General features: G+C 47.4%; 21 protein-coding genes. 11 read left to right on the forward strand and 10 right to left on the reverse strand.

The features are described 5' to 3' along the window. The 3 genes from QUA24_RS01030 to QUA24_RS01040 form a co-directional block, all read left to right on the forward strand. Positions 1-2,253: TonB-dependent receptor (locus tag QUA24_RS01030; RefSeq protein ID WP_333226535.1), on the forward strand; the 2,253-nt coding region annotated here is incomplete at its 5' end. A 338-nt stretch (positions 2,254-2,591) separates the two neighbouring features. Next, complete coding sequence (locus QUA24_RS01035; RefSeq protein WP_333226537.1) at positions 2,592-3,773, forward strand: PepSY-associated TM helix domain-containing protein; 1,182 nt, start codon at positions 2,592-2,594, stop codon at positions 3,771-3,773. 90 nt (positions 3,774-3,863) lie between these two features. Then, positions 3,864-5,126: an MFS transporter gene (locus QUA24_RS01040; protein ID WP_333226539.1), complete on the forward strand. Its 1,263-nt coding sequence runs from the start codon at positions 3,864-3,866 to the stop codon at positions 5,124-5,126. A gap of 283 nt (positions 5,127-5,409) precedes the next feature. On the opposite strand, the gene QUA24_RS01045 is transcribed toward QUA24_RS01040, so the two are convergent. The 3 genes from QUA24_RS01045 to QUA24_RS01055 all read right to left on the reverse strand — a co-directional run bounded on the left by QUA24_RS01045 (position 5,410) and on the right by QUA24_RS01055 (position 10,528). Further along, positions 5,410-7,497 (reverse strand): acylase, encoded by a 2,088-nt coding sequence (locus QUA24_RS01045; RefSeq protein ID WP_333226541.1) that lies wholly within the window; start codon positions 7,495-7,497, stop codon positions 5,410-5,412. Positions 7,498-7,870: 373 nt separating this feature from the next. Then, positions 7,871-8,944, reverse strand: coding sequence for a hypothetical protein (locus QUA24_RS01050; RefSeq protein ID WP_333226542.1), 1,074 nt, complete (start codon positions 8,942-8,944; stop codon positions 7,871-7,873). A 102-nt stretch (positions 8,945-9,046) separates the two neighbouring features. Continuing rightward, positions 9,047-10,528, reverse strand: coding sequence for a TonB family protein (locus tag QUA24_RS01055; protein ID WP_333226544.1), 1,482 nt, complete (start codon positions 10,526-10,528; stop codon positions 9,047-9,049). Positions 10,529-11,095: 567 nt separating this feature from the next. Between QUA24_RS01055 and QUA24_RS01060 the strand changes: the two genes are divergently transcribed. From QUA24_RS01060 to QUA24_RS01070, 3 genes are read left to right on the forward strand one after another with little or no spacing between them, the layout of a single operon-like run. Continuing rightward, entirely contained in the window at positions 11,096-11,293 is a 198-nt protein-coding gene (locus QUA24_RS01060) for a hypothetical protein (protein WP_333226547.1), read from the forward strand. Between the two features lie 15 nt (positions 11,294-11,308). After that, positions 11,309-11,968, forward strand: a complete 660-nt coding sequence (locus QUA24_RS01065; RefSeq protein WP_333226549.1) for a MotA/TolQ/ExbB proton channel family protein — start codon at positions 11,309-11,311, stop codon at positions 11,966-11,968. Then, positions 11,952-12,353 carry a biopolymer transporter ExbD gene (locus tag QUA24_RS01070; protein WP_333160241.1) on the forward strand — a complete coding sequence of 134 codons (402 nt, stop codon included), beginning with the start codon at positions 11,952-11,954 and terminating at the stop codon, positions 12,351-12,353. The genes QUA24_RS01065 and QUA24_RS01070 overlap by 17 nt, the downstream gene beginning before the upstream one ends. 236 nt (positions 12,354-12,589) lie before the next feature. Here the strand turns inward: QUA24_RS01070 and hemL are convergent, their stop codons facing one another. Beyond that, the gene (gene hemL / locus QUA24_RS01075) at positions 12,590-13,888 is read right to left on the reverse strand and encodes a glutamate-1-semialdehyde 2,1-aminomutase (protein ID WP_333035451.1); all 1,299 of its coding nucleotides are present in this window, start codon (positions 13,886-13,888) and stop codon (positions 12,590-12,592) included. Between the two features lie 351 nt (positions 13,889-14,239). Here hemL and hisIE point away from each other — a divergent pair, with 351 nt between their 5' ends. Further along, positions 14,240-14,890, forward strand: coding sequence for a bifunctional phosphoribosyl-AMP cyclohydrolase/phosphoribosyl-ATP diphosphatase HisIE (gene hisIE, locus QUA24_RS01080; protein ID WP_333226552.1), 651 nt, complete (start codon positions 14,240-14,242; stop codon positions 14,888-14,890). Positions 14,891-15,061: 171 nt separating this feature from the next. On the opposite strand, the gene QUA24_RS01085 is transcribed toward hisIE, so the two are convergent. Then, complete coding sequence (locus QUA24_RS01085) at positions 15,062-16,321, reverse strand: MFS transporter (protein WP_333226554.1); 1,260 nt, start codon at positions 16,319-16,321, stop codon at positions 15,062-15,064. A 320-nt stretch (positions 16,322-16,641) separates the two neighbouring features. On the opposite strand from QUA24_RS01085, the gene QUA24_RS01090 reads away from it, so the two are divergent. Next, complete coding sequence (locus QUA24_RS01090) at positions 16,642-17,148, forward strand: hypothetical protein (protein ID WP_333226556.1); 507 nt, start codon at positions 16,642-16,644, stop codon at positions 17,146-17,148. A gap of 435 nt (positions 17,149-17,583) precedes the next feature. Here QUA24_RS01090 and QUA24_RS01095 read toward each other — a convergent pair whose 3' ends face one another. From QUA24_RS01095 to upp, 3 genes are all read right to left on the reverse strand, one after another. Beyond that, positions 17,584-17,877 carry a TMEM165/GDT1 family protein gene (locus QUA24_RS01095; protein WP_333082112.1) on the reverse strand — a complete coding sequence of 98 codons (294 nt, stop codon included), beginning with the start codon at positions 17,875-17,877 and terminating at the stop codon, positions 17,584-17,586. A gap of 60 nt (positions 17,878-17,937) precedes the next feature. Next, complete coding sequence (locus QUA24_RS01100; RefSeq protein ID WP_333226558.1) at positions 17,938-18,405, reverse strand: TMEM165/GDT1 family protein; 468 nt, start codon at positions 18,403-18,405, stop codon at positions 17,938-17,940. 226 nt (positions 18,406-18,631) lie between these two features. Beyond that, entirely contained in the window at positions 18,632-19,282 is a 651-nt protein-coding gene (gene upp / locus QUA24_RS01105) for a uracil phosphoribosyltransferase (protein WP_333160254.1), read from the reverse strand. Positions 19,283-19,319: 37 nt separating this feature from the next. On the opposite strand from upp, the gene QUA24_RS01110 reads away from it, so the two are divergent. Then, on the forward strand, positions 19,320-19,493 hold the full coding sequence (locus QUA24_RS01110) for a hypothetical protein (RefSeq protein ID WP_333226560.1): 174 nt from the start codon (positions 19,320-19,322) through the stop codon (positions 19,491-19,493). A gap of 20 nt (positions 19,494-19,513) precedes the next feature. Here QUA24_RS01110 and QUA24_RS01115 read toward each other — a convergent pair whose 3' ends face one another. Further along, positions 19,514-19,744: a hypothetical protein gene (locus tag QUA24_RS01115; protein ID WP_333226562.1), complete on the reverse strand. Its 231-nt coding sequence runs from the start codon at positions 19,742-19,744 to the stop codon at positions 19,514-19,516. Positions 19,745-19,768: 24 nt separating this feature from the next. Here QUA24_RS01115 and crtH point away from each other — a divergent pair, with 24 nt between their 5' ends. Next, positions 19,769-21,313: a carotenoid isomerase gene (gene crtH / locus QUA24_RS01120; protein ID WP_333226564.1), complete on the forward strand. Its 1,545-nt coding sequence runs from the start codon at positions 19,769-19,771 to the stop codon at positions 21,311-21,313. Positions 21,314-21,465: 152 nt separating this feature from the next. On the opposite strand, the gene QUA24_RS01125 is transcribed toward crtH, so the two are convergent. Then, positions 21,466-21,906: a pentapeptide repeat-containing protein gene (locus QUA24_RS01125; protein ID WP_333226566.1), complete on the reverse strand. Its 441-nt coding sequence runs from the start codon at positions 21,904-21,906 to the stop codon at positions 21,466-21,468. A gap of 530 nt (positions 21,907-22,436) precedes the next feature. On the opposite strand from QUA24_RS01125, the gene QUA24_RS01130 reads away from it, so the two are divergent. Then, entirely contained in the window at positions 22,437-25,799 is a 3,363-nt protein-coding gene (locus tag QUA24_RS01130) for an EAL domain-containing protein (RefSeq protein ID WP_333226568.1), read from the forward strand. Positions 25,800-25,832: the final 33 nt, after the last annotated feature.

Genomic DNA, 25,832 nt, shown 5'->3' on the forward strand with positions numbered 1-25,832 from the left:
CGCTTGCCACCGAGAGCGCAGCCACCTGGGACACCCCCAGAACCCTTGCCGCCTACAGCGCAGCCACCTGGGACGCCCCCAGAACCCTTGCCACCGAGAGCGCAGCCACCTGGGACACCCCCAGAACCCTTGCCGCCTACAGCGCAGCCACCTGGGACGCCACAGGCGGGGAGAGACCCGATTGAAATCGTTGTCACTGCAACACGAACCGCAGAAAGAGTGACAAACGTGCCGCGCTCTATAACGGTGATAGACTCAGAAGAACTTCAGCAGCAGGTAGGGCAATCGAGAAATATCGGGGAAGCTCTGGCAAATCAGGTTCCCGGTTTCGCGCCCCCGACTCAAACTACTGCCACTTATGGACAAACTTTGCGGGGGCGCGACGTTTCCGTTCTGATTGACGGCGTGCCACAAACGACTAATCTTCAATCTTTTGGCAGAGAATTTAGAAACATCGATCCCAGCGCGATCGAACGCATTGAAGTAGTGCGGGGGTCTACCGCAATCTACGGCGCTCAGGCTACAGGTGGCGTGGTTAATATTATTACTCGTCGGCCAACTGAGGAAAGGCTAACTGCTGTTACTGAAGTGGGCGTCGGTAGCGGTTTAACAAACACGGATGATGCTCTAAGCTTTAACGCTCAGCAGACGGTTTCTGGCCGAAGTGGCAATTTCGATTTCACCGGCACTGTCTCGCTCTCTAGAAGTGGAGCTTTTTACGATGCCAAAGGCGATCGCATTCCCTATTTTGAACTCGGCGGAGATAGCAGCACCCTCTTCAACGTGATGGGCAAAGTCGGGGTAGATTTGGATACCGAACAGCGGCTGCAACTAACTGTCAATCACTATCGGGAAACCCAAGATCCCAATGTGATTCCAGACCCTAGTGTTGACGACCAGGAAGGACGGCAAAAAGCCCGCGCCATCCGAACCGGAGATTTGGATATTGACGGGGAAACACCGGGAAATAGAAGTACACAGCTCAACCTCAGTTACACCAACCAAAACCTTTTTGGCAGCAGCCTTCAAAGTCAAATTTACTATCGAACGAATTCCAATGTAAGTGTTCCCTCTGATTTTCGCACGTCCGATTTCTTTGGCCCGTTTGTCGGCGTTGCTCGTTCGCGAGCCGAAAACGAACAAATAGGAGGAAGGCTTGCGGTCACCACTCCTTTATCCAGTGCCGAAAATCTTCGATTAACTTGGGGTTCTGACTATATTACTGAAGATAGCAAACAGCGTTTCGACCTGTACGACCCAGAGAGAGTTGACGCAAGTGGTGGCAGGGTTTACCGGAAGATTTCCGAGCGTCCTTTCGTTCCTCCTTACACTTATGACAGCCTTGGCTTTTTCGGTCAATTGGAATGGAATATTGACGATATCGTCATTTTAAGTGGCGGGATACGTCACGAACGCGTCGGGTTAAACGTCAATGATTATACCACTTTTAACGATCGCCAGATCGAAGGAGGCGATCGCAAATTTAACGCCACCCTATTTAATACAGGGGCTGTCTATAAACTTAATGACAACTTCAACATATTTGGCAACTTTTCTCAAGGTTTCTCAGTTCCAGATTTCGGCCGCATTCTCCGCCAACCCCCCGACGATTTTGTGGGAATTGAATCTTCGTTAGAAGTAACTCAACCGCAAAAAGTCAACAACTACGAAATTGGCATTCGAGGAGGGTGGCAATCCGTGCAAATGTCGCTTGCCGCTTTTTACAATACCTCCGATCTAGGAATCAGTTTTCAACCAGTTGGCAACACAGGTCGCCTGGAACTAATCCGCGCCCCAGAACGCATTTACGGCTTAGAAGGAACTGTGGATTGGCAACCTGCACGAGCATGGTCGATCGGCGGGACTGCTACCTATCTTCATGGCGAATATGAGGAGGACAACCGTTACATCGCCCTCGATAGCAGCAGAATTCCACCGCTCAAGCTAACAGCTTATCTCCAAAACGAAACTTTGCAGGGATGGAACAATCGGTTACAGTTATTATATTCTGGAAATCGCGATCAAGCCTTCAAAGACGGCTCGGATGGCGGCCCGATTAGCAGCTATCTCACATTGGATTACATCAGCACAATTCAACTAGGAAAAGGGCTGCTACAAATCAAAGTCGAGAATTTATTGAATAATCAATATTTTCCCGTGATCTCCCAATACTTAGCTGGATTTGGATCGGACAGCGGTAATTATGCAGGCAGAGGTTTAACTCTCAGTGTTAATTACCGCCTTAACTGGTAATTACAGCAGATTGAAGGTTTATGAGGTATTCAATTCCCCCGTAGGGACACGGAACTACCCATAGGTGTCAATTTAACGTCAAACCGACAGTCCGGCAGGGGTTTAAACCCCTGCCTCAAAGCTAAAGTCCTCTAAAAGAGGACTGAAGGACTCATACCAAATCCGGGTTCAAAACCCCTTTATTGCTGGAGAGGGGGAGAGTGGGAAAAAATAGCTCGCCAGTTCAAAAAGGGGGTGAGTAACCCGGATTTAGTATCATTAGTCCTCTTGAGAGGACTTTAGCTATTAGACAGGGGTTTCAACCCCTGGCGGACTCGCGGGCCCACTAACGGACTTGAATGAGAACAGTTAACGGCTTTGAGAAAAATCTAGAGATGAATTTCCGCAAACTCGCATTCAAATTGCATTTGTATTTGGGGTTGGTAGTAGGAATATTTCTAGCAGTAATTGCTTTAACGGGCAGCTTGCTGATTTTTAGTCCAGAAATCGAGCGGTTATTCAATCCCCAACTCCTGCAAGTAATTCCTCAAGCCGAACGGATACCGCTGGAAAAGGTCCTGCAAGTTGTCGAAAAAGCTTATCCGCAAAATCAGGCTCTTAGTATCTTGCTGCCGCGCTCGGCGAAGGAAGTTTGCCAAGTTTCGATGCTTTCAAAGAGTGAGGAAGTAGTTAACGTTTATGTCAATCCTTACAGTGGAGAAATTAAGGGTGCGCGCCTTGGGAAAGAAACTTTTACAGGTTTGGTTTTTACGTTACACGCAGAATTAGCGGGAGGAGAATTAGGTCATATTTTTGTAGGTATTTGCGGTCTAGTAATGCTAGGACTAACTTTTACTGGTTTGGTATTGTGGACGGGTTGGCGCAATTTGACTCGCGGATTTTCTATTAATTGGAAAGCTCACTGGCAGCGGACTGTCTTTGATTTACATAACGTTTCTGGCATTGTATCAGTCGCTTTTCTCATCCTCATTTCTGCTACAGGAACAGCGATAATTTTTTACGCGCCGGTTGAATCGGCTTTGTATTGGCTAACCAATGAAAAGCCACAGCCCGCCTTGAATTCTCATCCCCACTCTAGCAGTTCAAGGCAAAATCTTGACGAAATTTTACACCAACTTACTACCGTTTGGCCGGAAGCTAAAACCACTTTTATTTCTCTGCCTTTGACACCTGAAGCAAGTTTTAAAGTAAGGAAAAAATTTCCCAATGACCCGCACCCAAACGGGATTAGCACCATTTATCTCGACCAATACAGTGGCGAAATATTGCAGGCTGACAGTGTAAATTCAGCTTCTGTAGCAAATCGAATTCTCAACTCGCTTTATCCGCTACATATTGGCAGCTATGGCGGAATTTACTTGCGGCTGGCACACGCGATCGCAGGATTAGCAGCGTTTGTACTGTTTGTTACGGGTGTACTGATGTGGCGGCAGCGGCATTTGGTGAAATTTTACCGCAAGGAGGCGAGACAGCAATATGAAGAATTATCTCCACTGAGCCAGCAATGGCCTTGGTTTTAATGAGAGCGGCGTGCGGTTTGATTCGGGTGTGATTCTCCTGCTTAAAAACCCCTATCCTCTGAATTTTAAATCCTATCAATCGCTTATTTAATGCAAAAATTTATTCAACTCTGGCTCGGACAAACTGCTTCGATGATTGGCAGCGCTATGTCCGCGTTTGCGCTGACTATTTGGATTTGGGAATCCACCAGTCAAGCGACAGCTTTGGCTTTGTTGATGTTTTTTACTCAATTGCCACGCATCTTGCTTGCTCCGGTTGCTGGCATTCTCGTCGATCGCTGGAATCGAAAATTTTTGATGGCGATCGGTGATGCGGTTTCAGCTTTGTTAACGCTCACTATCCTATTACTTTATATCAGCCACAACCTGCAAATATGGCATATATATATAGCGGCTGCGATTAACGGAATTTTTGACCAAATTCAGCAGTTAGCTTACTCAGCAGCGATCGCCACAATGATGCCAGAAAAGCATTACAGCCGCGCTAGCAGTTTAAGTTTTTTGGCAAATTACGGGGCCAGTATTATTGCTCCGACGCTGGCGGGGATTCTCTATTCTGCAATTGGGCCCGGCGGGATTTTTACGATCAACCTGGCAACTTTTACAATCGCGATCGGCACGCTAGTATGTGTCAAAATACCACAGCCCGCGATCGCCTCCAATCCCCAGCCGACTCGCTTTCACCTATTGCAAGAACTCAGCTTCGGATTCCGCTACATAGTCGAGCGTCCCAGCCTGCTTGCCTTGCTGGTGTCCGTTTCGCTATTCTGGTTTGCTCACGACATCGGCGCGGCCCTCTACTCACCGATGATACTGGCACGCACCGGCAATAATGCCAGAATCTTAGGTACTATCCTTTCAGCCGCCGGCGCCGGCGGCGTTTTAGGAGCATCGATCGTCAGTATTTGGGGCGGGCCCAAACGCCGAATCCGGGGCTTTCTGCTAGGCATGGCAGGCGCGGGCTTGAGTAAAATAGTCTTTGCTTTCGGGCAGGCGCTTTCCATCTGGATTCCCGCTCAATTTTGTTCGTCTTTCAATTTCCCCATCCTCGGCAGTTCCAACGAGGCGATTTGGCTGGCGAAAGTCGCACCAGAAGTACAAGGGCGCGTTTTTGCTACCAGAGCAGTCATCATGCAATTGGCGTCTGTGATCGGTTTATTGATCGCAGGCCCACTTGCCGATCGCGTCTTTGAACCCGCCATGCAACCCGGAGGTTTTTTAGCAGCTATTTTTGGCCCAATTCTGGGGACAGGTGCCGGTACTGGCATGGCTTTGTTATACGCTATCTCCGCGCTGGGCTTACTGCTCGTAGCAGTCGGTGGGTATGCTTGCCGACTGCTGCGCGATGGGTAAAGGGGAAACGGAGAGAGGTCTTTTAATATCAATTCCGGTAGCATCAGAAGAGTAAAATCCAGTCAACACTCAACAATCACCCATGTTGCAACCGGACTCGATCTCATCCATCTGCGTTAATCTGTGTTTATCTGCCATCATCTGCGGTAAAAAAAAGAGAATGTGTTAACCGCAGATGACAAGGGATTGACGCTGATTCACGCAGATGTCGAGAAGAGAGATATCAATAATTCCGATGCTAACAGATTTGATATAACTTCTTCCTTCTTCCTTCTTCCTTCTCCTATAGTTTCTGTCGCGAACTCAGGTGAGCTTCAATTTCCGATCGCGATCGCCATACAGGGCGCAATTCCTTGCGAGCAAAGAGCTGCGACTGATCGCCGGCGTGGGGCGAACCAGGTTGACTGGCGTTGCCGTAACTGTTTAGCGCCATCGCTTTCACCGGATTCGAGAACTCAATCGCAGCGACAAAAGAATCGCCGGCAACCGCTTGAAAGCGATTGTCTTTCCCAGGAGCGAACCATACTGAGCGAAATACACCCAAATCACCGTCACCTCCATTTGCAGGCAGATTCGCCTCCCCAGGCAATCGGAAGACTTCCCCCCATGCCACATCTAACGTGCCATAAGTTACCTCAACTTTTACTGCTGTCGCTTCCAGCACCCGCACCGCCTCCGCAGGATTTGCCAACCCGTCTGGCGTCGTTAGCGGCGCATCTTCGCTCCAAGGTTTAGCGAATAACTTATCGTCATCCATCGCTTTTTTCCAAAAGGCAAACAGCACCGCACCGCGACTGCCAGCATCGACTTTGCGATCCCAAGTGGCGAGAACTTCCGCAGCGCGGCGCGCTTGAGCACTGCCTTGTCGTGCGACGGGAATTAAATCATCGAGGAGGCGATCGGCGAGTTCTACATGAGTGGAATGTTTGTATTGCATCAATTCATCGAAAGAGATTTTTTCATCTTCTAAGAGCATTTTTGCCGATCGCTGCGATCGCAAATCCATCGGGCCGCGCGGTGCCATGTAGGCGGGATAATTATTCGGTGCGATCGCGCTGGGAAACGTCGTTGTCCAAGGAGGATCGTTGGTATTTTGCAACCAACCGCTGGGCGGATCGACAACGCGCGGCAAATCCGCATAAGGATGATTTTTGCTCCACAAAGTCTCTGACGTATCGCCTGGGATTGTGTCTGACCAGTATTTAAAATCTCCGTTTTTGCGAATGGGGACTTGACCGTTAAACAAGTGCATGATATGCCCCTCTCGATCGGCATACATGACGGTAAACATGGGAATTTCTAAGCGCTTTAAAACAGCCTCAAATTCATTGAAATTCCGGGCTCGTGCCATATCCCACCACTGCTGAAGGGCTGCTGGTTTATCGAGTCCGACAACGCGCAGGGCGATCGCTTTGCCTTGTTTTTCTGTGAGAATCGGCCCGTGAACAGAACGCCGCACTACTAGAGATTCCGATCGCAAATTCCCATTCTTTTCTTTGACTTTTAAAACCTTCTCTTCCCTGTCAAAACTTCGGACTTCGCCATCGAAGCGATAGCCATCGTTAGCGAGGGGCAATTCATAGGCATCCCAGCCATCGTGAGTGTTGACAGTATGAGTCCATCCCAAATTGTCATTAAAGGCGATCGTTAATACAGGAAATCCGACGAGAGTCGCTCCGTAAGCGTTAATTTCTGGGGCAATCAGTTGCGCTTCGTACCATAAATATAAATCCGACCAAGGAAGGTGAGGATTTGCCAATAGCATCGCATTGCCGCTTTGAGAATGGGAAGGAGCGATCGCCCAACCATTAGAGCCTTTGGGGGTATCATTTTCAACGATATCTTCAACGCTATCTGGCTCGACTATAAAAGTAAAATTGATGACGCGCTGCGCGTGTGCCAATACATCTACCGGTTTGAGGGGCAATGCTACCTTTAATTCTTCGGTGAGCGCCTCTGGGTGTTCTTTTGCATAGGCATTCATTCCGCCAACAAAAGCATCGATATAGTTGCGAAAAATGGGAGTTTGTGATTCATACCACGCCTTGGCGCGATTAGGAATTCCCATAGTTTGGACCCAGCGATCGGATTCCAGATAATCTTCGCCCCAAAATTCGGCAGCTTGCCCGCGAGCTTGCCCGTAAAGACGCAAAATCAGATTACCGTGACTTTGCATCTGCGCCCACCCGAAAGCGTAGAAAAGGCTTTTACTATTCTCTCCATAAATATGTGGAATTCCATAGGTATCCCAAAGAATTTGAGTCCGGGTTTGAGGCGAGGACTGAACCCCATTATTTAGGAGCAAAACTAAAATAAAACTAATTAATAACGATACAATCCGCCGACCTTGTTTTTTTAGTTGTAGAAACACTGGAAATTAATTGGCTAGGGTGGGTTAAACTGAGACATTGCAGCCTTTTCAACAAGCTGCACGAACAAAACGCCGAGGATTTAAACTCCTTTTATGGAGAACAAGGAAGAAATTTATACCAAATCCATTGCCCAAAAACGTAACCTATCTACGTCTATCTGCGTCGATATGCAGTTAAAAAAAATAAGTCTTCTTCGAGCCATCCAGAAAATCAGAAAAAATACCCTGTGTAAATTGGATGTGAAATTAAAAGCCCTCCGCTACGCTCACCAACTTGAAAAGCGCTATCAAACGCCGGTGTGTCGGCTGTAAAGCGCATTAATGTTATTGGTGAGGAGGGGGGTAAACAAGTAGGGCGAGATAGGTTATAAGGTTATTTTTTAAGCTGCCCCTGTTGCCAAGTTCCCTCTACTTTCGTTCCATCTGCATATAGATAAGAACCTTGCCCGTGTTTCTGGCCGTTGAGGAATTCACCTTGATAGCGATCGCCATTGGCGTAAATGCAGGTACCTTTGCCGTTGAACTGACCATCGCTAAATTCTCCTTCGCAGCGATCGCCATTCTTAAAAACGTAAACTCCTTTCCTGCTCATCTTACCCTTGACAAAAGTGCCTTTATAGCTATCTCCATTGGCGAACTCGCGGACACCTTCACCACTAAATTCTCCATTGTCAAACGGCCCTTGATAACGTCCCCCTTCTTTAAAAGTAAACAACCCCTGACCTTGAATGTTGCCCTTCACAAACTCTCCTTCATAGCGGTTGCCGTTCGGATATTCGCGAACCCCTTTACCGTGAAACTGCCCTTCACTAAATTGCCCCTCATAACGACCTCCGCCCGCAAAGGTATAAATTCCCTGCCCGTGAGGTAGATTATTCAGCAACTCTCCTTCGTAGCGGTTATTATTAGCATATTGACAGACGCCTTTGCCGTTAAGTTTTCCTTCTTTAATATCTCCTTCGCATCGAGTGCCATTACTGAACGTAAAGGCCCCACGACCGCTGGGAGAACTATTTGTAAAAGAGCCTTCGTAACGAATGCCGTTAGTCGAGGTAAAAGTGCCTGTACCGTCGAACTCACCGTTTTTAAAAGTACCTTCGTAGCGGTTGCCGTTAGCAAATTCGCGGACACCTTGACCGTTGAATTCACCCAAGGCAAATTCTCCTTGGTATTTACCTTCTTCTTTAAAGGTATAGATGCCTTGGCCGTGAGGTTGGCCGTTGAGAAAAGAGCCTTCGTAGCGATCGCCGTTGGCATATTGACAGGTGCCGGGGCCGCTGAGTTTTCCCTCACTCAATTCTCCCTCGCAACGTCCGCCATCGGGTAAAGTAATTACTCCTGCCATTGCGCTGTGAGGGTTGGCAAACAACACAGCCATTCCCAAGTTGGAACCAAGTAAGAGAGCGAGTCCAACTCGCTGAAGTTTACTTAATATTGCTGACGACATTCCCAAATTCATAATTCACAAAAAATTCAACTTTTAACTTTGCTATTCCTTGGACGGTGCTATAGTATTCCCAGCCAAATTGCTAGAGTCTCAAAAAAATCCCTAGTCAGTGAGCCGGAAGATAATGACTATTCTTTCTCCTGGAATGCCACTCTCTGATGGGGCATATTTCCTTTCTTGTACTTGTTTCATCGCTGCGCGATTCAAGTCGTTGTATTTGCTAGGAGTCAATATCTTGATGTTGGATGTCTTACCGTTGGGGTCAATGTCACAAATGAGTTCCACTTGGCCTTGGCGCCCTTCTTCTCTGGCTGCGATCGGATATTCAGGTTTACCGCAGCCACTAATGCAAGTGGCCAGAGACCCGCCGGGAGGGCGCGAAGGACTCCCCCCTCTTTCTGGATTTGTCGGTTTTGGCACTGGCCCCGAACCGCTGCCAAATGGCTGTGACGAACCCCCGCCCCCATTTCCACCTCCACCGGGTGATGAGTTCGATGCACTTCCTGCTGGGCTACCAGAGGAGGGGAGGTTTCCTACATCTCCGATCGCATTTCCAGAATTGCCACCGCCTCCTGGCCTGGTGGCCGTGACTGGCGAGCCAGCCGCAGGCGATCTGGGCGATCGCCCCGAACCAGTCGCAAATGGATCTGAGGAAGGTATGTTGCCATTTTCGCTGGCACCGGATGGTGAGTTCGACGCACTTCCTCCGGGGCTATCAGGGGAGGAGGGGTTTGTGAGATCCCCGATCGCATTTCCAGAATTGCTACTGCCTCCTGGCCTAGTAGCTGTCACTGGCGAGCCGGCCGCGGGCGATCGCGCCAATGGCCCGGAAGAAGGATTTAATGGCTGTGAGGAAGGCTCCCCGCTACCCGCCGAAGCAGATGACGAGAGCGGGTTATTTTTTTCAGGGCTGTCGGAGGAGTTGGGATTTCCAGCATTTTTTGTAAAGTCTGGGAGACTCGCAGCACCCTTGGGGCGGGAGTCGCTAACGGGTGGTTCGCTTTTTGGAGGATCGGGCGAAGGGGTTTCGGGTTCCTGGGCGATCGGGGTTTTAGGAGTTTCTGGGGAATTGAAATCCTGTTGAGGTGCGGGGGAAGGCTCGATAGGAGTTGGTGGTGGTGTTACCGCTACGGGTGGCTCCTCTGGAATTGGTGGTGGAGTTACCGCTACCGGTGGCTCCTCTGGAATCGGCGGTGGCGTTGTGGCTACCGGCTGCTCCTCTGGAATCGGCGGTGGCGTTGTGGCTACCGGCTGCTCCTCTGGAATCGGTGGTGGCGTTGCGGCTACGGGTGACTCCTCTGGGGGAGTTGGCTCTGGTGGCAGTTCTGGTTTGAACGTCTCAGGTGGGGGAGATACCTTTTCTGGAATAACCTGCTCTGGCTGGGTTTCCTCTACTGTGGGCTCATCAAGCACAACAATTTCAATCGCATCCTCTTCAAATTCAGCAGGTTTGACCAAGTTGAGGCTCAACGGCAGCGCGACACCGTGCAGTAAGGCTGAGCCTAACAGACTGATCGCCAGAACTTTTTTGAGAGCTTCTTCTTGTTGTTGTCTTTGCGTCGCCGAAATATTTGAAAAACTCATGCCTTCTCACTCTCCTTTATGGATGGCAACATCCTCGCTGGCTCCCCGACATCACCCGAAACAAGCTACCAACTGCGGGTTGAGCTTGCTATCACTGATGAACCTACCCATCCTATAAGAAGACTGTCACCCTGTTCAAGACTCTTGCAATTAATTTTCATTATTTAATTTTGATATAGCGGCTAGAGGCTACCAATCAGCATTTTCTTTGAGGGCGTCTACTTGGCTCTTATGGGCGGTGTCAATGTTCTGATTCTGGTAGGGCAAGGCTGAAAAATGCCTTAAATGCAATACTTTAGCCCCTGATATACCAACAATTTTCCACATTCTCAAGCTTTTTATAAAAAATAATCAATAATTAAAATAAATTAAATTGGTATTTTTAATAGGTAATCATTATCTAAATGTGTGGCTCATGACTTGACAAAGCCTCAAGTTTGTGGAAACCTAGTTGAGAATCTTTTAAATTATTGAAGATTATTGTCAAGTCCTAATGCAAATATTTAGCAAAGAAGCACTGGCAGAACAATCTGTCGCGATCTCGGTCAGGATCACAGTAAGAGCATTTTGGGTACAGACGAAGATAGTCACATACAGGTAGTGCGATCGCGCTTGCGATCGCGCTTGCGATCGCGCTTGCGATCGCGATTGAGTGAAAAAATTCGCTGCATCAATCACTTGTGCCGACTTGACGTAGAAACTCTACCAGCCTTCGATCGGGCTAATTGCAGCATTAGGCAGCTTGCGATCATTCAACAGAGCTAGCGAGAGTACAAATCAATGGATGCTTTCATTTACATTTTTCGCGCCGCAGGCATTGTTGCTTGGCCGCTATTGGCCTCCTCAATCGCAGCAGTCGCGCTGATCATAGAGCGTCTTGCCTTTTGGTTTAGGGTAAATCGGCGGCAGCGGCGAGTCGTGCGGGATGTGCTACAGCTTTACAGTCAAAACCCCGATTCCGCCATCAAAAAGTTACAAGTAAACGGCGATTTGCCCTTAGCCCGAATTTTTTTAGAAGCATTAGAATTAGACTCGCCCAACATCGAAGAATTTCGTTTGGCCTTAGAGAGTGCCGCTCAGGCAGAAATCCCCATCCTGAAGCGATTCAATACAATATTTGACACCATTATCAGCCTTTCCCCACTATTTGGGTTGCTCGGAACCGTTTTGGGGTTAATTACCACCTTTGCCTCCCTCAAACTGGGGAATGCCACGGGTACCAATGCCACAGGTGTTACTTCTGGGATTAGCGAAGCCCTCGTTTCTACGGCAATAGGGTTAGTTGTGGCAATCTTTACACTCTTATTTGCCAATATGTTTCGCGGGTTTTACTTACAGCAGATTGCTTTTATTCAGGAAGCTGGAGGTCAGCTAGAGTTAATGTACCGTCACCGCTACGAAAAACTACCAAGAGAATCTAACTATGCGCCTACCCGATGAACCTGATAGTATTCCCCAGATTAACATCGTGCCAATGATTGATGTGGTCTTCGCCATATTAACGTTTTTAATTGTTTCCTCTCTGTCTTTATCCAAATCCGAGGGTTTGCCCGTAAATTTACCGAAAGCATCAACGTCTCAGGTTCAGGACTCGCCTGCTAAAATTACCGTCACGATTGATGCTCAGGGAAAATTAATGGTTGATAAAAAGTTAGTCAACTTAGACCAGATTGAGAGTACGGTGCGACAGGTGATGGGTTCAAATCAGAACTCCTTAATTGTGTTGAATGCGGATAAAAGCGTCAATCACGGAAATGTTGTGGAAGTTATGGATCGATTACGCCGAATTAAAGGAGCTAAGTTAGGGATTGCTACCGCAAAGTAGAGAGATCCTATAATTACTAATTTTTAATTTCCCCACACCCTTAAACAGGAATTACCCCGTGAAAATTTACTAAAAAAGCCTGTAAATCTGGTTAAAAGGTAGTCTTGAATAGTCTGTATGATTCAGGAGTTTATTTGATAAAACAGTTAAAAATTAAAGTCCTTACTGCCAACAAACAGCAAGGACTTTAATTATTTATTCCTGAGTTTTAAGGACAAAGATCCTTACTACACACGTTAAATACTTGCCATCACTTCACGCGCTGCAGCCAAAGTTCGATCGATATCTTCCTCAGTATGAGCCAAAGAAGTAAATCCCGCCTCAAACTGCGAAGGAGCAAGATAAATTCCGTGCTCTAACATTCCCCGGTGAAAGCGGCTAAACTTCGTCAAATCCGACTTCTTAGCATCCTCGTAATTGTGAACCGGGCCAGCCGCAAAAAACAAGCCAAACATCCCGCTAATTTGCCCGCCCCAAACCGCGTGTCCGGCTTCCTTAGCAATTTTTAGCAATCCGTCAGACAGTTTTTTAGTAATCTTATCCAACTGTTCGTAAGTGCCGGGTTTTTGCAGCAATTCCAAAGTCTTAATCCCAGCAGTCATCGCCAAAGGATTTCCCGAAAGCGTACCCGCTTGATACATCGGGCCAGCAGGAGCCACCATCCCCATAATATCCCGCCTTCCCCCGTAAGCTCCCACCGGCAAACCGCCACCGATAACTTTACCCAAAGTAGTCAAATCCGGGGTGACACCGAATCTTTCCTGAGCTCCGCCGTAGGCGATGCGGAAACCAGTCATTACTTCATCAAAAACTAACAAAGCACCGTTATCTTTAGTAATTTCCCGCAAACCTTCGAGAAAACCTGCATCCGGGGTAATAAAACCGGCATTCCCCACCACTGGTTCGAGAATTACGCCTGCTATCTCGCCGGGATTTTCGGCAAATAAAGCTTTGACTGCTTCTAAGTCATTGTAGGGAGCGTTGAGGGTATTGGCAGTAGTGGATTTCGGCACGCCCGGAGAGTCGGGAAGGCCCAGAGTTGCGACGCCGGAACCGGCTTTTACCAAGAACATATCGGCGTGTCCGTGATAGCAGCCTTCAAATTTAATCAGTTTATCGCGTCCGGTGAAAGCTCGCATCAGCCGCAAAACGGCCATACAGGCTTCGGTGCCGGAGTTGACAAATCGCACCATTTCAATGCTGGGAACGGCATCGATGACCATTTCGGCGAGTACGTTTTCCAACAGCGATGGTGCGCCGAAACTCGTACCTTTTTCTAAAGATTCGTGCAAGGCTTTGATGACTTCCGGGTGGGCGTGGCCGCAGATGGCTGGACCCCAAGTGCCTACATAGTCAATGTATTGGTTTTCGTCCACATCCCAAATGTAGGCTCCTTTTACCCTGTCAAAGACGATGGGCTGTCCGCCTACGGATTTGAAGGCGCGGACGGGGGAACTGACGCCACCTGGCATCAACTTCTGGGCTGCAGCGAAAATTTCTTCTGATTTGGTCGTTTTCAAGGTTGTGGAAACCAATGTTTTCTCCTTAGTGAACGTCTGTTGTTGGTAGAATAATTTTATAGCCAGTTCAACATAAAGGTTAGGTCGATTCAAGGAAACTATTCTAGTAGATTTTAGGGTACAAACCAATTAGTAGCAATACTAGCTGGGGTTTTTTAGGCTTTGTCGCACTAGCACCGTGAAGCGAAGCTATCCCGTAGGGAATCGCCCTAAAATGTAATTTTTTGTAAAATAGTTCTTGACAATTTAGCCATCAGTTGCTCAATCTTATCTCTTGCTCTGCCTCATCTGCGTTCTCTGCGGTTAATAAAAAAACAATCTCCGACAGGAAAGCGTTAATCTATCTTACCAAGTTGAAATAAAATTATGTCTACTACTGATTTATCAAGTTTGAGCCGATCGATCCCAATTGAAAAGATTCGTTACGACGATCGCGGTTTAGTGCCTGCGATCGTCCAAGATTATTTGGACGGTACGGTGTTAATGATGGCCTGGATGAATCGGGAGTCCCTGCAAAAAACGCTCTCTACCGGGCAAACTTGGTTCTGGAGTCGATCACGCGCCGAATTTTGGAACAAAGGGGCGACTTCGGGACACGTTCAAAATGTCAAAGGGCTGCGTTACGACTGCGATAGCGATGCTTTACTAATCACTGTCGAACAAGTCGGAGATATTGCTTGTCACACGGGAGAAAGAAGTTGTTTTCACCAAGTTGATGGGGAAATTTCACCGCCGCCAGGGGATATGTTATCTCAATTATTTGCGGTAATTTGCGATCGGCGCGACAATCCTAACGAAAGTTCTTATACTTGCAAATTGTTCGAGGGCGGCGACAACAAGATTCTCAAGAAAATTGGCGAAGAGTCGGCGGAAGTTGTGATGGCTTGCAAAGATGACGACAAAGAGGGGATTGCTGGGGAAGTTGCGGATTTATTTTATCACGCTTTGGTTGCTTTGGCTCACCATCAAGTTGATTTAAGAGAAGTTTACCGCAAATTGGGCGATCGACGAAAATAAATTAGTTAGTTGACGGTTAACTGTTGACTGTTGACTGTTAATGCTAACAACAATCTTGGACGCACGTGGGATCACAAACCCGGTTTCTCCGAAAAATCGTGGTATCGAACCGAGAGATATTGACGCAGAAACCGGGTTTTTTTGTCTTAGTCCTAAACGAACAACTGAATATTAGATTCTACTTTTCAACATTCGATCGAGCTTTTGCAAAATAACCACAGCCGCAATCACACTAAAAGCCAAACCCAACCAAAAATTATCCGCCGCCCATTTACCCCTATCCAAAGCCAAACCGCCCAGCGGCGGCCCGATTAAATAGCCGATCGCCCAACACTGAGAACTAACGGCCAAATACACGCCCCGCAAAGACTCCGGCGCTAAATCCACCACTAAAGCCGAAGCAAAAGGCGTATAAGCAACAGTCGCCACAGACAAAAAGCTCAAGCCTAAAACAGCTAAAAATAGATTGCCAGTGGCAGCCATTCCCGTCAAGCCGATCGCGATAAATCCCATTCCCCACAGCAGCGCAGAAATCATCAAAGCTTTCGGGTTGGAAAACCGCCTCAAAGCTTTAACAATCGGCAGTTGCAAAGCCACAGTTAAAAACGTGCTAAAAGCAAACAAAACGGTAATTGTACCTGTTGAAAAGCCTTTCCCCGATGTCCCCACCGCGACAAACTTGCTAAAGTACAGCGGCATTGTGGTTTGGATTTGGGAAATATATAAGGTGAACAGAGTATTTACTAAAGCATAAACTAGAAGGCTGCGATCGCTCAGCGCCACTATCCAGCCATTTTTTAGACTTTTTTTGCCTATATCGGCTGAATTAGCTGGTTTGTAGGTTTCGCCGATCGCGATCGCCACCACCGCAAACAACACTAAAAACGAGATACCATCAATAATAAAGAGCGATCGATAATTACCCGTTACCTCAATCAACAAACCGCCCAAAATAATCCCAACTTGCAAACCCAAATTATCCGCCAGTCGTGTCAAAGCAAAAGCTTCCTGTCGCTGTTCGCCCTCGGTTAAATCCGCCACCATCGTCTCGGTTGGAGGCCAATACAAACCCACGCCAAAACCCATCAGTAAATTTCCCGCAATTAAGCCGGGGAAATCATTAGTCCCCGCCAGTATAAAAGAAGCGGCAGCCGAAATAATTGTCGCCAGCAATAAAGTTCGCCGCCTTCCCCAAAATTTGGAATCGCAAAAAGAACCGCCCAAAATTCTGCCGAATATTCCTGAAACTGAACCGCTACCCAAACCAATCCCAACAGCAGTAGCAGATAAACCCACGCGATCGACAAAAAATATCGGCGCGTAAAATAAAGTAAAACCGGTGCCGCTTTGGGAGAGGAATCTGCCGGCGGCAAGAATCCAGACTTGAGGGGGGAGGCGGGGCAACCAAGAGGATAATTGAAATTTAGGCATATACAGTTAAATTAGGAGTTATTTCTGGACGCAGAAACCTGGTTTTTTATAAAAAATACGTTACGGTGTTTAATCAGAGTCAAAAACAGGTGTCTTTGCTCGCAGTGCATAAGTCCTGTGAGTAATTATTAATTTATTCCGTACTTTTTCCGAATTAGTATTAGTTAACCGAGGTGAGGACAAACATAAGTGAGCTTAACAATTCTTCAGCGTCTGTTACAGAAAAGTTACCATTAATTTAAAAATACTTAACACGATTTGATAAAAAAGTTAGTTAAACTCTAGAAAAGGCAGAAGAAAATTTTAGAGGGTCTAATTATATGACAGCTATTACAACATCAAAAGTGGAATCAATCAAACCGCGCTGGCAAGCAATTGTCATGGTTGCCCTAATTTTCTGGCTCAGCGTTAGCCTGATTTTGGATCTAGTAATCATGCCCAGTCTCTACGTATCTGGCATGACGACATCTGCCGAGTTTGCAACTGCCGGGAATTTAATGTTCTGGGGATTCAACCGCGTTGAGTTAATCTGTGCGGGCCTGGTGGCAACGGGTTTGATGGTTTTGAGCAATTTAGTTGGTGACTTCGGCAAGCGCAGCCGCACAGCAATCTTATTATCATTGGTACTTCTGGCGATCGCCCTGATTGACACCTACGCCCTAACACCTCAAATGAGCGCCTTGGGAATGCAGCTAAATCTGTTCGATTCCGCAGCAGAAGTACCCGCTGGGATGAATCTACTGCACCAAGGCTATTTTGCATTGGAAGCCCTGAAGTTGGCTGTCGCCGGTACGCTGCTGGGCTGGTGCTACCAAAACCAAGTTTAATCGACACAAGACTCAGAGGTTGAGTTGAGAAAAACTCAACATTTAGCAGCAGGCATGAATTCACGCCCGCTGCTAATTTTTTTTAAATTTTAAGGCGATCGTAAACACCGGATTTGATATTCATCGGCGTTAATCTGTGTTGCATCTGCCCTCATCTGCGGTTAAAAAAAGAGAATTTCTTGGGCCGCAGATGACAAGGGATTGACGCTGATTCACGCAGATGAAAAGAATAGAGAGATGAATAATCTCCGATGCTAACAGATTTGATCTAACTATACTTTCAAGTTTCCTGAACCCGCGCAAAAACGGATACTTGCGAACAACTCCTCCCGTGGAGAAAGCAAAATTTTAGACTCTTGTTCAAACTCCCAGATTCATCTGTAGAATAAATCTAAAATCTAAAATCTAAAATCTAAAATCGACTGAGGACACGCCTTACTCGGATGCTTCCGGTAAATCTGCTTTTGGCCACAGCAAGCGCAAGCCCATTACCGCAAATCCGATCGCTGCGAGTCCCTTTACCAGTCGTTCCGGCAACACCTCTGCCGTGCTGAAGCCAATGCCCACACCGATTAAACTCGCCAGCAGCAGGGCCGACGCGGTGCCGAAAAATACAGCCCGCGGCGAGTTACAACTACTGCCCAGGGCGATCGCAGCTAATTGACTTTTGTCTCCCAATTCTGACAAAAACACTGTAATAAAACTGATGCCCAAAAGTTGCCAGTCCATGTTTTTTTAGTTCTTAGTTAGCTATTGTAGAAATCTAGGACTTACCGACAAGGCAGACAATTAACCCAGCACTTCCCACAGCAGAACCGCCGAAATCGTCAGTAAAATCACTCCGGCTGCTCTCTCCAAAGTTCTCGGAGCAATCCGACTAGCCAGCCACCTTCCCAGCAACACCCCCAGCAAACTGGTTGCTATCAAAGCCGAACCCGCACCCACAAACACGATCCAAGGATTTCGAGATTCAGCCGTCATCAGCAAAATCGCGAGCTGAGTTTTGTCTCCAATTTCAGCTAAAAAAATAGTTGCAAAAGTCGAAGCAAAAATTGCCCAGTGCTTGGGCTTCAGTTTGTTTTGTTCCTGACAAATATCGGGATTGATAGTCCCTGAGAGTTCAGCGGGCTCCGGGGTTAAAGCAGCACAAATCTCAGTAACCTCTTTTATTTGTAGTTGTACCTGTTGTGGCAAATCATAATTGAGGTTTACTGAGTCAGAAGCAGACAAGCTTGGCGGAACAGAATCAAGTTTCACGGGCAATGAGTGCTAAACGCTATTTATTTTTGACTTGTACTTTTGATTCTAACTTTCTCGGTGCCTGCTTTTACCAAACCAGGGTCATCTTTTTCCCAGGAGATTTCAGCAACTCATTCCTGGAACCACTCACCGCGCCCAAAAAGGGATACAAGCCCCCAGATTTATCTGTCGAGTCAATCTCAAATCTCAAATCTCAAATCTAAAATTGACTGACTGACTTGCTTCATGTGCCGTAAGTTCGATCGCCCGCATCTCCCAAACCAGGTACAATAAAGCCCTGTTCGTTGACTATTTCGTCGATCGTTGCGGTGTAAATCATCAAACTGGGGTACTCTGCACTCAGCCTCTTCAAAGCCGGAGGAGCAGCCACCACAGAGATAATCCGAATCAAGCTCGGATCAATTCCCCGCTTCGTCAATTCCTGCATTGTCGCTATAATCGTCCCGCCAGTCGCCAGCATCGGCTCGCTAATTATCACCCGCGTTTGCGGGATAAACTGCGCCGGCAATTTGTTCAAATAACAAGTCGGTTGCAGCGTCTCCTCATTTCTTGCCATGCCGAGGTGGTAAACCGACGCCAGCGGCACAACCGTCTGAATTCCGTCGAGCAGTGCCAAACCTGCCCGCAAAATCGGTACCACAACTAACGGAGCTTCCGGGTTGATAAAAGTTGCCGGACATTCGCCCAAAGGAGTCTGCACCGTTGTTTCCACTGTCGGCAGCCATTCTCGAATCGCCTCGTAAGCCAGCCACCTTCCCAATTCTGTCATTGCAGAACGAAAAAGTACCGATGGGGTAGCGGCGTCGCGGGCAACAGCCAGCCAGTGTTTAATTAACGGATGCGGGGGAACGTAAACGCGCAGTTGCAGGGACATTAGGAAATTGGGGAGATTGCTAGGTTTGAGGGATTTTATGCGGTGCGATCGATCTTCTTCGAGGGCTTCGACAACCGGCGATCGATCGCTCTGTGCAACTTATCACATCCTTGAGGGCGCATACAAGCCAGAGATTGAGTTAGAACCCATTCGCCGATCGACCTCCATCACCTTATTGAAATATTTTTCCAATAGTATTGACATTAATTAGCAACAAGGATATAGTGATTTTTAGTGTTCTCCTCTCAAAGGATCGGCAGACGGGGGCAGTCGGCAATGGTAGACTGTTCCCGCATTTTTTTTGGAAGCTGGGGCATTGAGCGTTGGGCATCGGCCAAACAGGGCATCGGCCAAACACGGCATCGGGCATTGCCGAACTTCGGTCTTCTTGACATCCGTTACATCCGCTACATAATCCGTTGCCGAACTTCTTGCTTCGGGAGCGATCGACTGTAAAATCATAGAAATATTAAGATTTTTAACCGAATGTCAGCTCCTACCCAATCCCAGTTATTTTCTCCGAACTCCCGCCCAACAGAGCAAGAGTTTGATGTAATTGTCATCGGTTCCGGCATTGGTGGACTGGTGACAGCCACCCAGCTAGCCGCTAAGAAAGCCAAAGTTTTAGTGCTCGAAAGCTATACAATTCCGGGGGGGAGCGCTGGATATTTCGATCGAGAAGGCTACAGATTCGATGTCGGCGCCTCCATGATTTTTGGTTTCGGACAGCGTGGCACCACCAACCTCCTCACCCGCGCCCTGAAAGCAGTCAACGTCACCTTAGAAACGATTCCCGACCCCGTACAGCTTCACTATCACTTACCCAGCGGCTTGGAACTTGAAGTTCCCCAAGCTTATGACAAATACTTGCAAGAATTAACAGACAGGTTCCCTCACGAACGCGAAGGAATCCACAAATTTTACGGCGAATGCTGGAACGTCTTCAACTGCCTCAACGGCATGGAATTGCTATCTCTAGAAGAACCTGGATATCTCGTTCGAGTCTTTTTTCAGAATCCTTTAGCCTGTTTGGGATTAGTAAAATATCTGCCTCAAAATACTGGCGACATTGCGCGGCGCTACATAAAAGACCCTACTTTGCTGAAGTTCATCGACATGGAATGCTACTACTGGTCTGTAGTACCTGCCGACTTGACCCCGATGATTAATGCCGGAATGGTATTTTCCGACAGACATTATGGTGGCATAAATTATCCTAAAGGCGGAGTCGGTCAAATCGCCCAAAAGTTAGTAGAAGGATTAGAAAAATGCGGCGGGAAAATTCAATACAAAGCTAAGGCTAAAAAAATTATCACAGAAAACGGCCGCGCTGTCGGAGTCGAGCTAGCAACCGGCGAAGTTTACCGGGCAAAGCGCATAGTTTCTAACGCCACGCGGTGGGATACTTTTGAGAAATTGCTCTCGGCAGAAGAGATGCCCGCTAGCGAAAAGAAATGGCAGCAGCGCTATCAAAAAGCCCCCAGTTTCTTGAGTTTGCATTTGGGAGTCGAAGCAAGCGTAATCCCTGCGGGTAGTGCCTGCCACCACATTTTGTTAGAAGATTGGGATAAAATGGAAGCGCCGGAGGGAACAGTTTTAGTGTCAATTCCGACCGTACTCGACCCGGATTTAGCTCCCGCAGGATATCACATCGTTCACGCTTTTACTTCGAGTTGGATGGAAGAGTGGGAAGGACTTTCGCAGCAGGAATATGAGGATAAAAAAGAAGAGGCTGCAGGGAGAATTATTGAAAGATTAGAAAAGATTTTTCCCGGTTTAGATGCCGGTTTGGATTATATGGAAGTTGGGACAGCGCGTTCTCACCGCCGCTTTTTGGGGCGCGAAGATGGAACTTACGGGCCGATTCCGCGACAGAAGCTAATGGGTTTGCTGGGAATGCCGTTTAATCGAACTTCTATGCCTGGTTTATATTGTGTGGGTGACAGTACGTTTCCCGGACAGGGTTTAAATGCGGTGGCGTTTTCTGGGTTTGCTTGCGCGCACCGAATAGCGGTTGATTTGGGTTTTTAGTGGTAATGGTAGGGTGCGTCAGATTGTTCGCTTGAAATACGACATAAAATGTGAGGCTCCGGGGCAGCCTACAAAAATACTAAAAACCCGGTTTCTGGGGAGAAACCGGGTTTTTAACCTCAAAATTGGTGTTTTCCATTCTTTTAACGAGTTTACTGGTCGTAGCTGCCGCCGACGCCGATTTGGGTATTGTAGATTTTTGCATCAGTGATGGTCATATCTTCCATTGATGCGCCGGATACGTCAGCGGTGTTAATGATGGCTGCGGTCAGATTTGCCCGATCGAGATCTGCGTCATTTAAACTGGCATTAGTCAGGAAAACTGCGGTTAAGTTAGCACCCGTCAAGTTAGCACCCGTCAAGTCAGCACCTTCGAGGTTTGCCTGAGATAGGTTTGCTCCTTGCAAATTTGCTTCTCTCAAATCAGCACCAATTAAATGAGCTCCCGTTAAATCTGCTCCCGACAAGTCGCACTTAAAACATTGCCTGGTTGACAATAACTGTTCGACGTGAACGGGATTTTCAGCGCGAGCCGGGCCTGCCAACACTAGGGGAGCAATTAAAAAAGTAGCGGCTAATAGATTGCGTTTCATAATCTCTTTTCCTCACAGACTCTGTATTCAAGTTCTTGTCTTGATATCTACAATTGTACCATGGTTGTTTTCGCAAGTTGCGATCTAATTCACACATTGGCTGTGATATCGATTGCCCTCAACAACGCATACATGGTCTCGACCAGCTTGCAAAACTTTATTTCGCAAAACTTAACACTGCCGAACTTAATACAGTGCCTTTTTGTAGTAACCTTTTCTAGGTTAGCTAATACAGCAAACAGATGCGTCTTTCTGAAGAGGGAGATGATTCGCAATGCTATGGATGATTTTAGCCGATAATCTTATCGCAAAAAGTTCACAACAAATACATTATTTTTAATAAATGTGTCACGGGATAGAAAATTTAACTTAAAATAAAGATAAGCTTCTAACTTTATAGGTAGAAGAAAAGCAGTCACTGGCCCGATCCCCAGCGCAAGCTCTGCTGCATTTTTAACAATAAATTTTAATTAGGTCTCACCAGCGCCGTAAAAATCCACCTAGTGCTTGGAAATCAGCACTTTTTTGGAATGTCGCAGAGTCCACGCGATCGCAAAACTCAATTAAATATGCTCAAAAACGATTCATCCAAGTATCTGCCAACCTTAGCTCAAGTAATTGACCGCTACCCCTTGACAGTTGCGCCCGATACCCCACTAGCAGAAGTAATTACCCTGATGGGCCAACGGCGCGGAACTTGCTCTCTAAATGCAGACATTCCACCAACCGATATCTATCAGCCACTAACAGAAATCGTAAATCCGCCCACCTCAAGTGCATTCAGAGACGCGACAGGTATCTGCGTCTTTGTCGTGGAAAAATCCCTCTTAAAATTATCCTCGCACTCTGATCCACATTCTCAATTGCAAGGAATCTTCACAGAAAGGGATCTTGTCGATTTGATTGCCTCGGGCAAAAACTTAAAAGGTGTCACCATCGCACAAGTGATGAGGCAGCCGACAGCAACTCTGACAAAATCCGAGACTCAAGACATTTTCAGCGCCCTAATTCTGCTGGGGCAACGAAGAATTAAGCATTTGCCAATATTGGATAGTGAAGGTCAACTATTAGGAGTAATTACGCCGGAAAGCATTCGCCAAGCCATGCTCAAACCGGCAAATATCTTAAAAATGCGGCGCGTGAAAGAAGTAATGACCGCACAAGTCATTCAAGCGCCTCGCTCCGCGTCAGTTAGGAGTTTAGCCGAGTTGATGGCGCAGCACCGCGTTAGCTGCGTAGTAATTACGGAATCAACAGAATTATCGAGGGATTTACCGTTCCCAATTCCAGTAGGTATAGTCACAGAACGGGATATTGTCGAATTTCAAGCTTTAGATATAGATTTGTCGCAAACGATCGCCCAAACTGTGATGAGTACCCCCTTATTTAGCCTCAAGCAAGAAGACTCGCTGTGGGTAGCTCATCAGGAAATGCACCAGCGTTTAGTCCGTAGGTTGGTAGTAACGGGGGAACAGGGAGAACTCCTGGGAATAGTTACTCAAACCAACATACTGCGCGTACTTGACCCGATGGAAATGTCCGGGGCGATCGATGTTCTGCACGATTCAGTGACAGAAAGAACTAGGGAATTGCAACAAGCGATCGCCTCCCTCAGCTTGACTAACGCCAGACTAGAAAGCGAAATTGCTATCCGCGTTAGGGCCGAGGCCAGACTCCACCTTTTAGAATCTGCTGTAGTGAACGCTAACGACGCAATCGTGATTATGGATGCCGGAGACAGCAATATCTCCGACCCCACCATCATCTATGCCAACGAAGCTTTTACCCAAATGACGGGCTACCTACCCGAAGAAATCATTGGACAAACCCCCAGTTGCTTGCGCGGCCCTGAAAGCGACCCCACCCAAGTCGCTAAAATTCGCCGTGCTTTTTCTCGCCGAGAACCCCTACGCCTGGAATTGATTAACTACCGCAAAGACGGTTCAACTTATTGGGTGGAACTCAACAGTGTACCCATTGCCGATACCTCCGGGAACGTTACCAACTGGGTGTCGGTGCAGCGAGATATTACCGATCGCAAGCGCATGGAACAAGCATTTTTTGAAGAAAAAGAACTCGCTCAGGTAACACTACAATCGATCGGCGATGCCGTCATTACTACTGACGCCGACGGCTGCATTTCCACCCTGAATCCAGTTGCCGAAACACTCACGGGTTGGTCTACATTGGAAGCTAAAGGTTTGCCCCTCGCCAGGGTGCTGAGAATAGTTGACGAAACTACCAGGCTGCCGATCGAAAATATCGCCGAAATCGCTTTGTCCGAAGGTCGGATTGTTGACCAAGGGCGCAACAATTTGCTGATTGCCCACAACAACAGCGAATTTGCGATCGACCACTGCGTCGCCCCCATCCACGCTAGCAGTGGCGAAATTGTCGGCGCCGTCGTTGTGTTCCGAGATGTCACACAAGTGCGAACTCAAGCGCGGCAACTCACCTGGCAGGCAACTCATGATCCCCTGACGCAATTAGTCAACCGCCGGGAATTTGAGTATCAGCTAGAGCACGCCCTACACGGCGCTCAAGGTTACGGGCAAGAACACGTGATGCTTTACCTGGATCTCGATCGCTTCAAAATAGTTAACGACACCTGCGGTCATGCTGCTGGGGACGAACTGCTGCGCCAAGTCAGCCAGCTATTTAAAAGCAATATCCGCAAAACCGATATTTTGGCGCGTTTGGGTGGCGATGAATTTGCCGTACTCCTGTACCACTGTCCCGTCGAACGAGGATTGAATGTTGCAGAATCACTGCTGCGAAGCATTCAGCGATTCCGCTTTGCGTGGCAGGATAAAACTTTTTCGATCGGCGTCAGTATCGGTTTGGTAGCAATCAATCCCAAAGCAGCCTCGACATCTGCGATTTTGAGTGCGGTCGATATGGCTTGCTACGCTGCTAAAAATAAAGGTCGCAACCGGGTACAGGTTTATCAAGCCGGCGATCAAGAATTAATCAAACAGCATGGCGAAACCGAGTGGGTGGTGCAAATTCATCAAGCTTTAGAAGAGAATCGCTTTTGCTTGTACTCTCAGCCGATCGTACCTTTGCTCAACTCTCCAACCACCGGAACCCACTGCGAAATCCTCCTGCGCCTCCAGTTGGAAACTGGTGAGTTGGTGTCGCCGATGGCGTTTATTCCGGCAGCCGAACGCTACAACTTGATGCACGCGATCGACCGCTGGGTAATTAGCACTTTATTTAGCCATTTATCTAAAATTTTCACGGCCAATTTATTAGTCCAAAACCCTGGGGTAGACAGCGATAAAATAGTTACCTTCCCTGCTTGCTCTCTTTCTGAGCTGCAATCGTCATTTGGCAAATATCCCAACCTTTATTCCATCAACCTTTCTGGGGACAGCCTCAACGAAGAAAAGTTTATCGAGTTTATTCAGGAGCAGTTTTCTATCCATCAAATACCGCCGCAAATAATTTGTTTTGAAATTACCGAAACCGTTGCCATTGGTAATCTCAGCAAGGCAGCCAGCTTGATTTGGCAACTCAAAGAACTAGGCTGCCAGTTTGCTTTGGACGACTTCGGCAGCGGGATGTCTTCCTTTGCTTACCTAAAAAGCTTGCCGGTTGATTATCTCAAAATAGACGGCAATTTTATTAAGCATATTGTAGACAATCCTATTGATGTCGCAATGGTGGAAGCTATTACCAAAATCGCTCACGTCATGGGAATTAAAACTATTGCCGAGTATGTTGAAAATCAAACGATTATGGATAAACTCAATGAACTTGGGGTAGATTACGCTCAAGGTTATCATTTGGGCAAGCCTCAACCTTGTAACTTCACATCTCCTATTTTAGAGGAATTTTTGGGGGAGTTTCCTGTTAATTCTTTGGCTTTTGAGGCTAAGCTGGCTTGTTGAATAAGGAAGTTCGGCAACGAGCAAGCAATGGGA

This window comes from Microcoleus sp. Pol12B5 (genome assembly GCF_036701335.1).
GTDB lineage: Bacteria > Cyanobacteriota > Cyanobacteriia > Cyanobacteriales > Microcoleaceae > Microcoleus.

Bases quoted from the DNA above. Each gene is read 5' to 3' on its own strand.
- QUA24_RS01035 (WP_333226537.1), top strand. From the start codon at position 2,592: ATGAGAACAGTTAACGGCTTTGAGAAAAATCTAGAGATGAATTTCCGC.
- QUA24_RS01040 (WP_333226539.1), top strand. From the start codon at position 3,864: ATGCAAAAATTTATTCAACTCTGGCTCGGACAAACTGCTTCGATGATT.
- QUA24_RS01050 (WP_333226542.1), bottom strand. From the start codon at position 8,944: ATGTCGTCAGCAATATTAAGTAAACTTCAGCGAGTTGGACTCGCTCTC.
- QUA24_RS01055 (WP_333226544.1), bottom strand. From the start codon at position 10,528: ATGAGTTTTTCAAATATTTCGGCGACGCAAAGACAACAACAAGAAGAA.
- QUA24_RS01065 (WP_333226549.1), top strand. From the start codon at position 11,309: ATGGATGCTTTCATTTACATTTTTCGCGCCGCAGGCATTGTTGCTTGG.
- QUA24_RS01070 (WP_333160241.1), top strand. From the start codon at position 11,952: ATGCGCCTACCCGATGAACCTGATAGTATTCCCCAGATTAACATCGTG.
- hisIE (WP_333226552.1), top strand. From the start codon at position 14,240: ATGTCTACTACTGATTTATCAAGTTTGAGCCGATCGATCCCAATTGAA.
- QUA24_RS01085 (WP_333226554.1), bottom strand. From the start codon at position 16,321: ATGCCTAAATTTCAATTATCCTCTTGGTTGCCCCGCCTCCCCCCTCAA.
- QUA24_RS01090 (WP_333226556.1), top strand. From the start codon at position 16,642: ATGACAGCTATTACAACATCAAAAGTGGAATCAATCAAACCGCGCTGG.
- QUA24_RS01095 (WP_333082112.1), bottom strand. From the start codon at position 17,877: ATGGACTGGCAACTTTTGGGCATCAGTTTTATTACAGTGTTTTTGTCA.
- upp (WP_333160254.1), bottom strand. From the start codon at position 19,282: ATGTCCCTGCAACTGCGCGTTTACGTTCCCCCGCATCCGTTAATTAAA.
- QUA24_RS01110 (WP_333226560.1), top strand. From the start codon at position 19,320: ATGCGGTGCGATCGATCTTCTTCGAGGGCTTCGACAACCGGCGATCGA.
- QUA24_RS01115 (WP_333226562.1), bottom strand. From the start codon at position 19,744: ATGATTTTACAGTCGATCGCTCCCGAAGCAAGAAGTTCGGCAACGGAT.
- crtH (WP_333226564.1), top strand. From the start codon at position 19,769: ATGTCAGCTCCTACCCAATCCCAGTTATTTTCTCCGAACTCCCGCCCA.
- QUA24_RS01125 (WP_333226566.1), bottom strand. From the start codon at position 21,906: ATGAAACGCAATCTATTAGCCGCTACTTTTTTAATTGCTCCCCTAGTG.
- QUA24_RS01130 (WP_333226568.1), top strand. From the start codon at position 22,437: ATGTCGCAGAGTCCACGCGATCGCAAAACTCAATTAAATATGCTCAAA.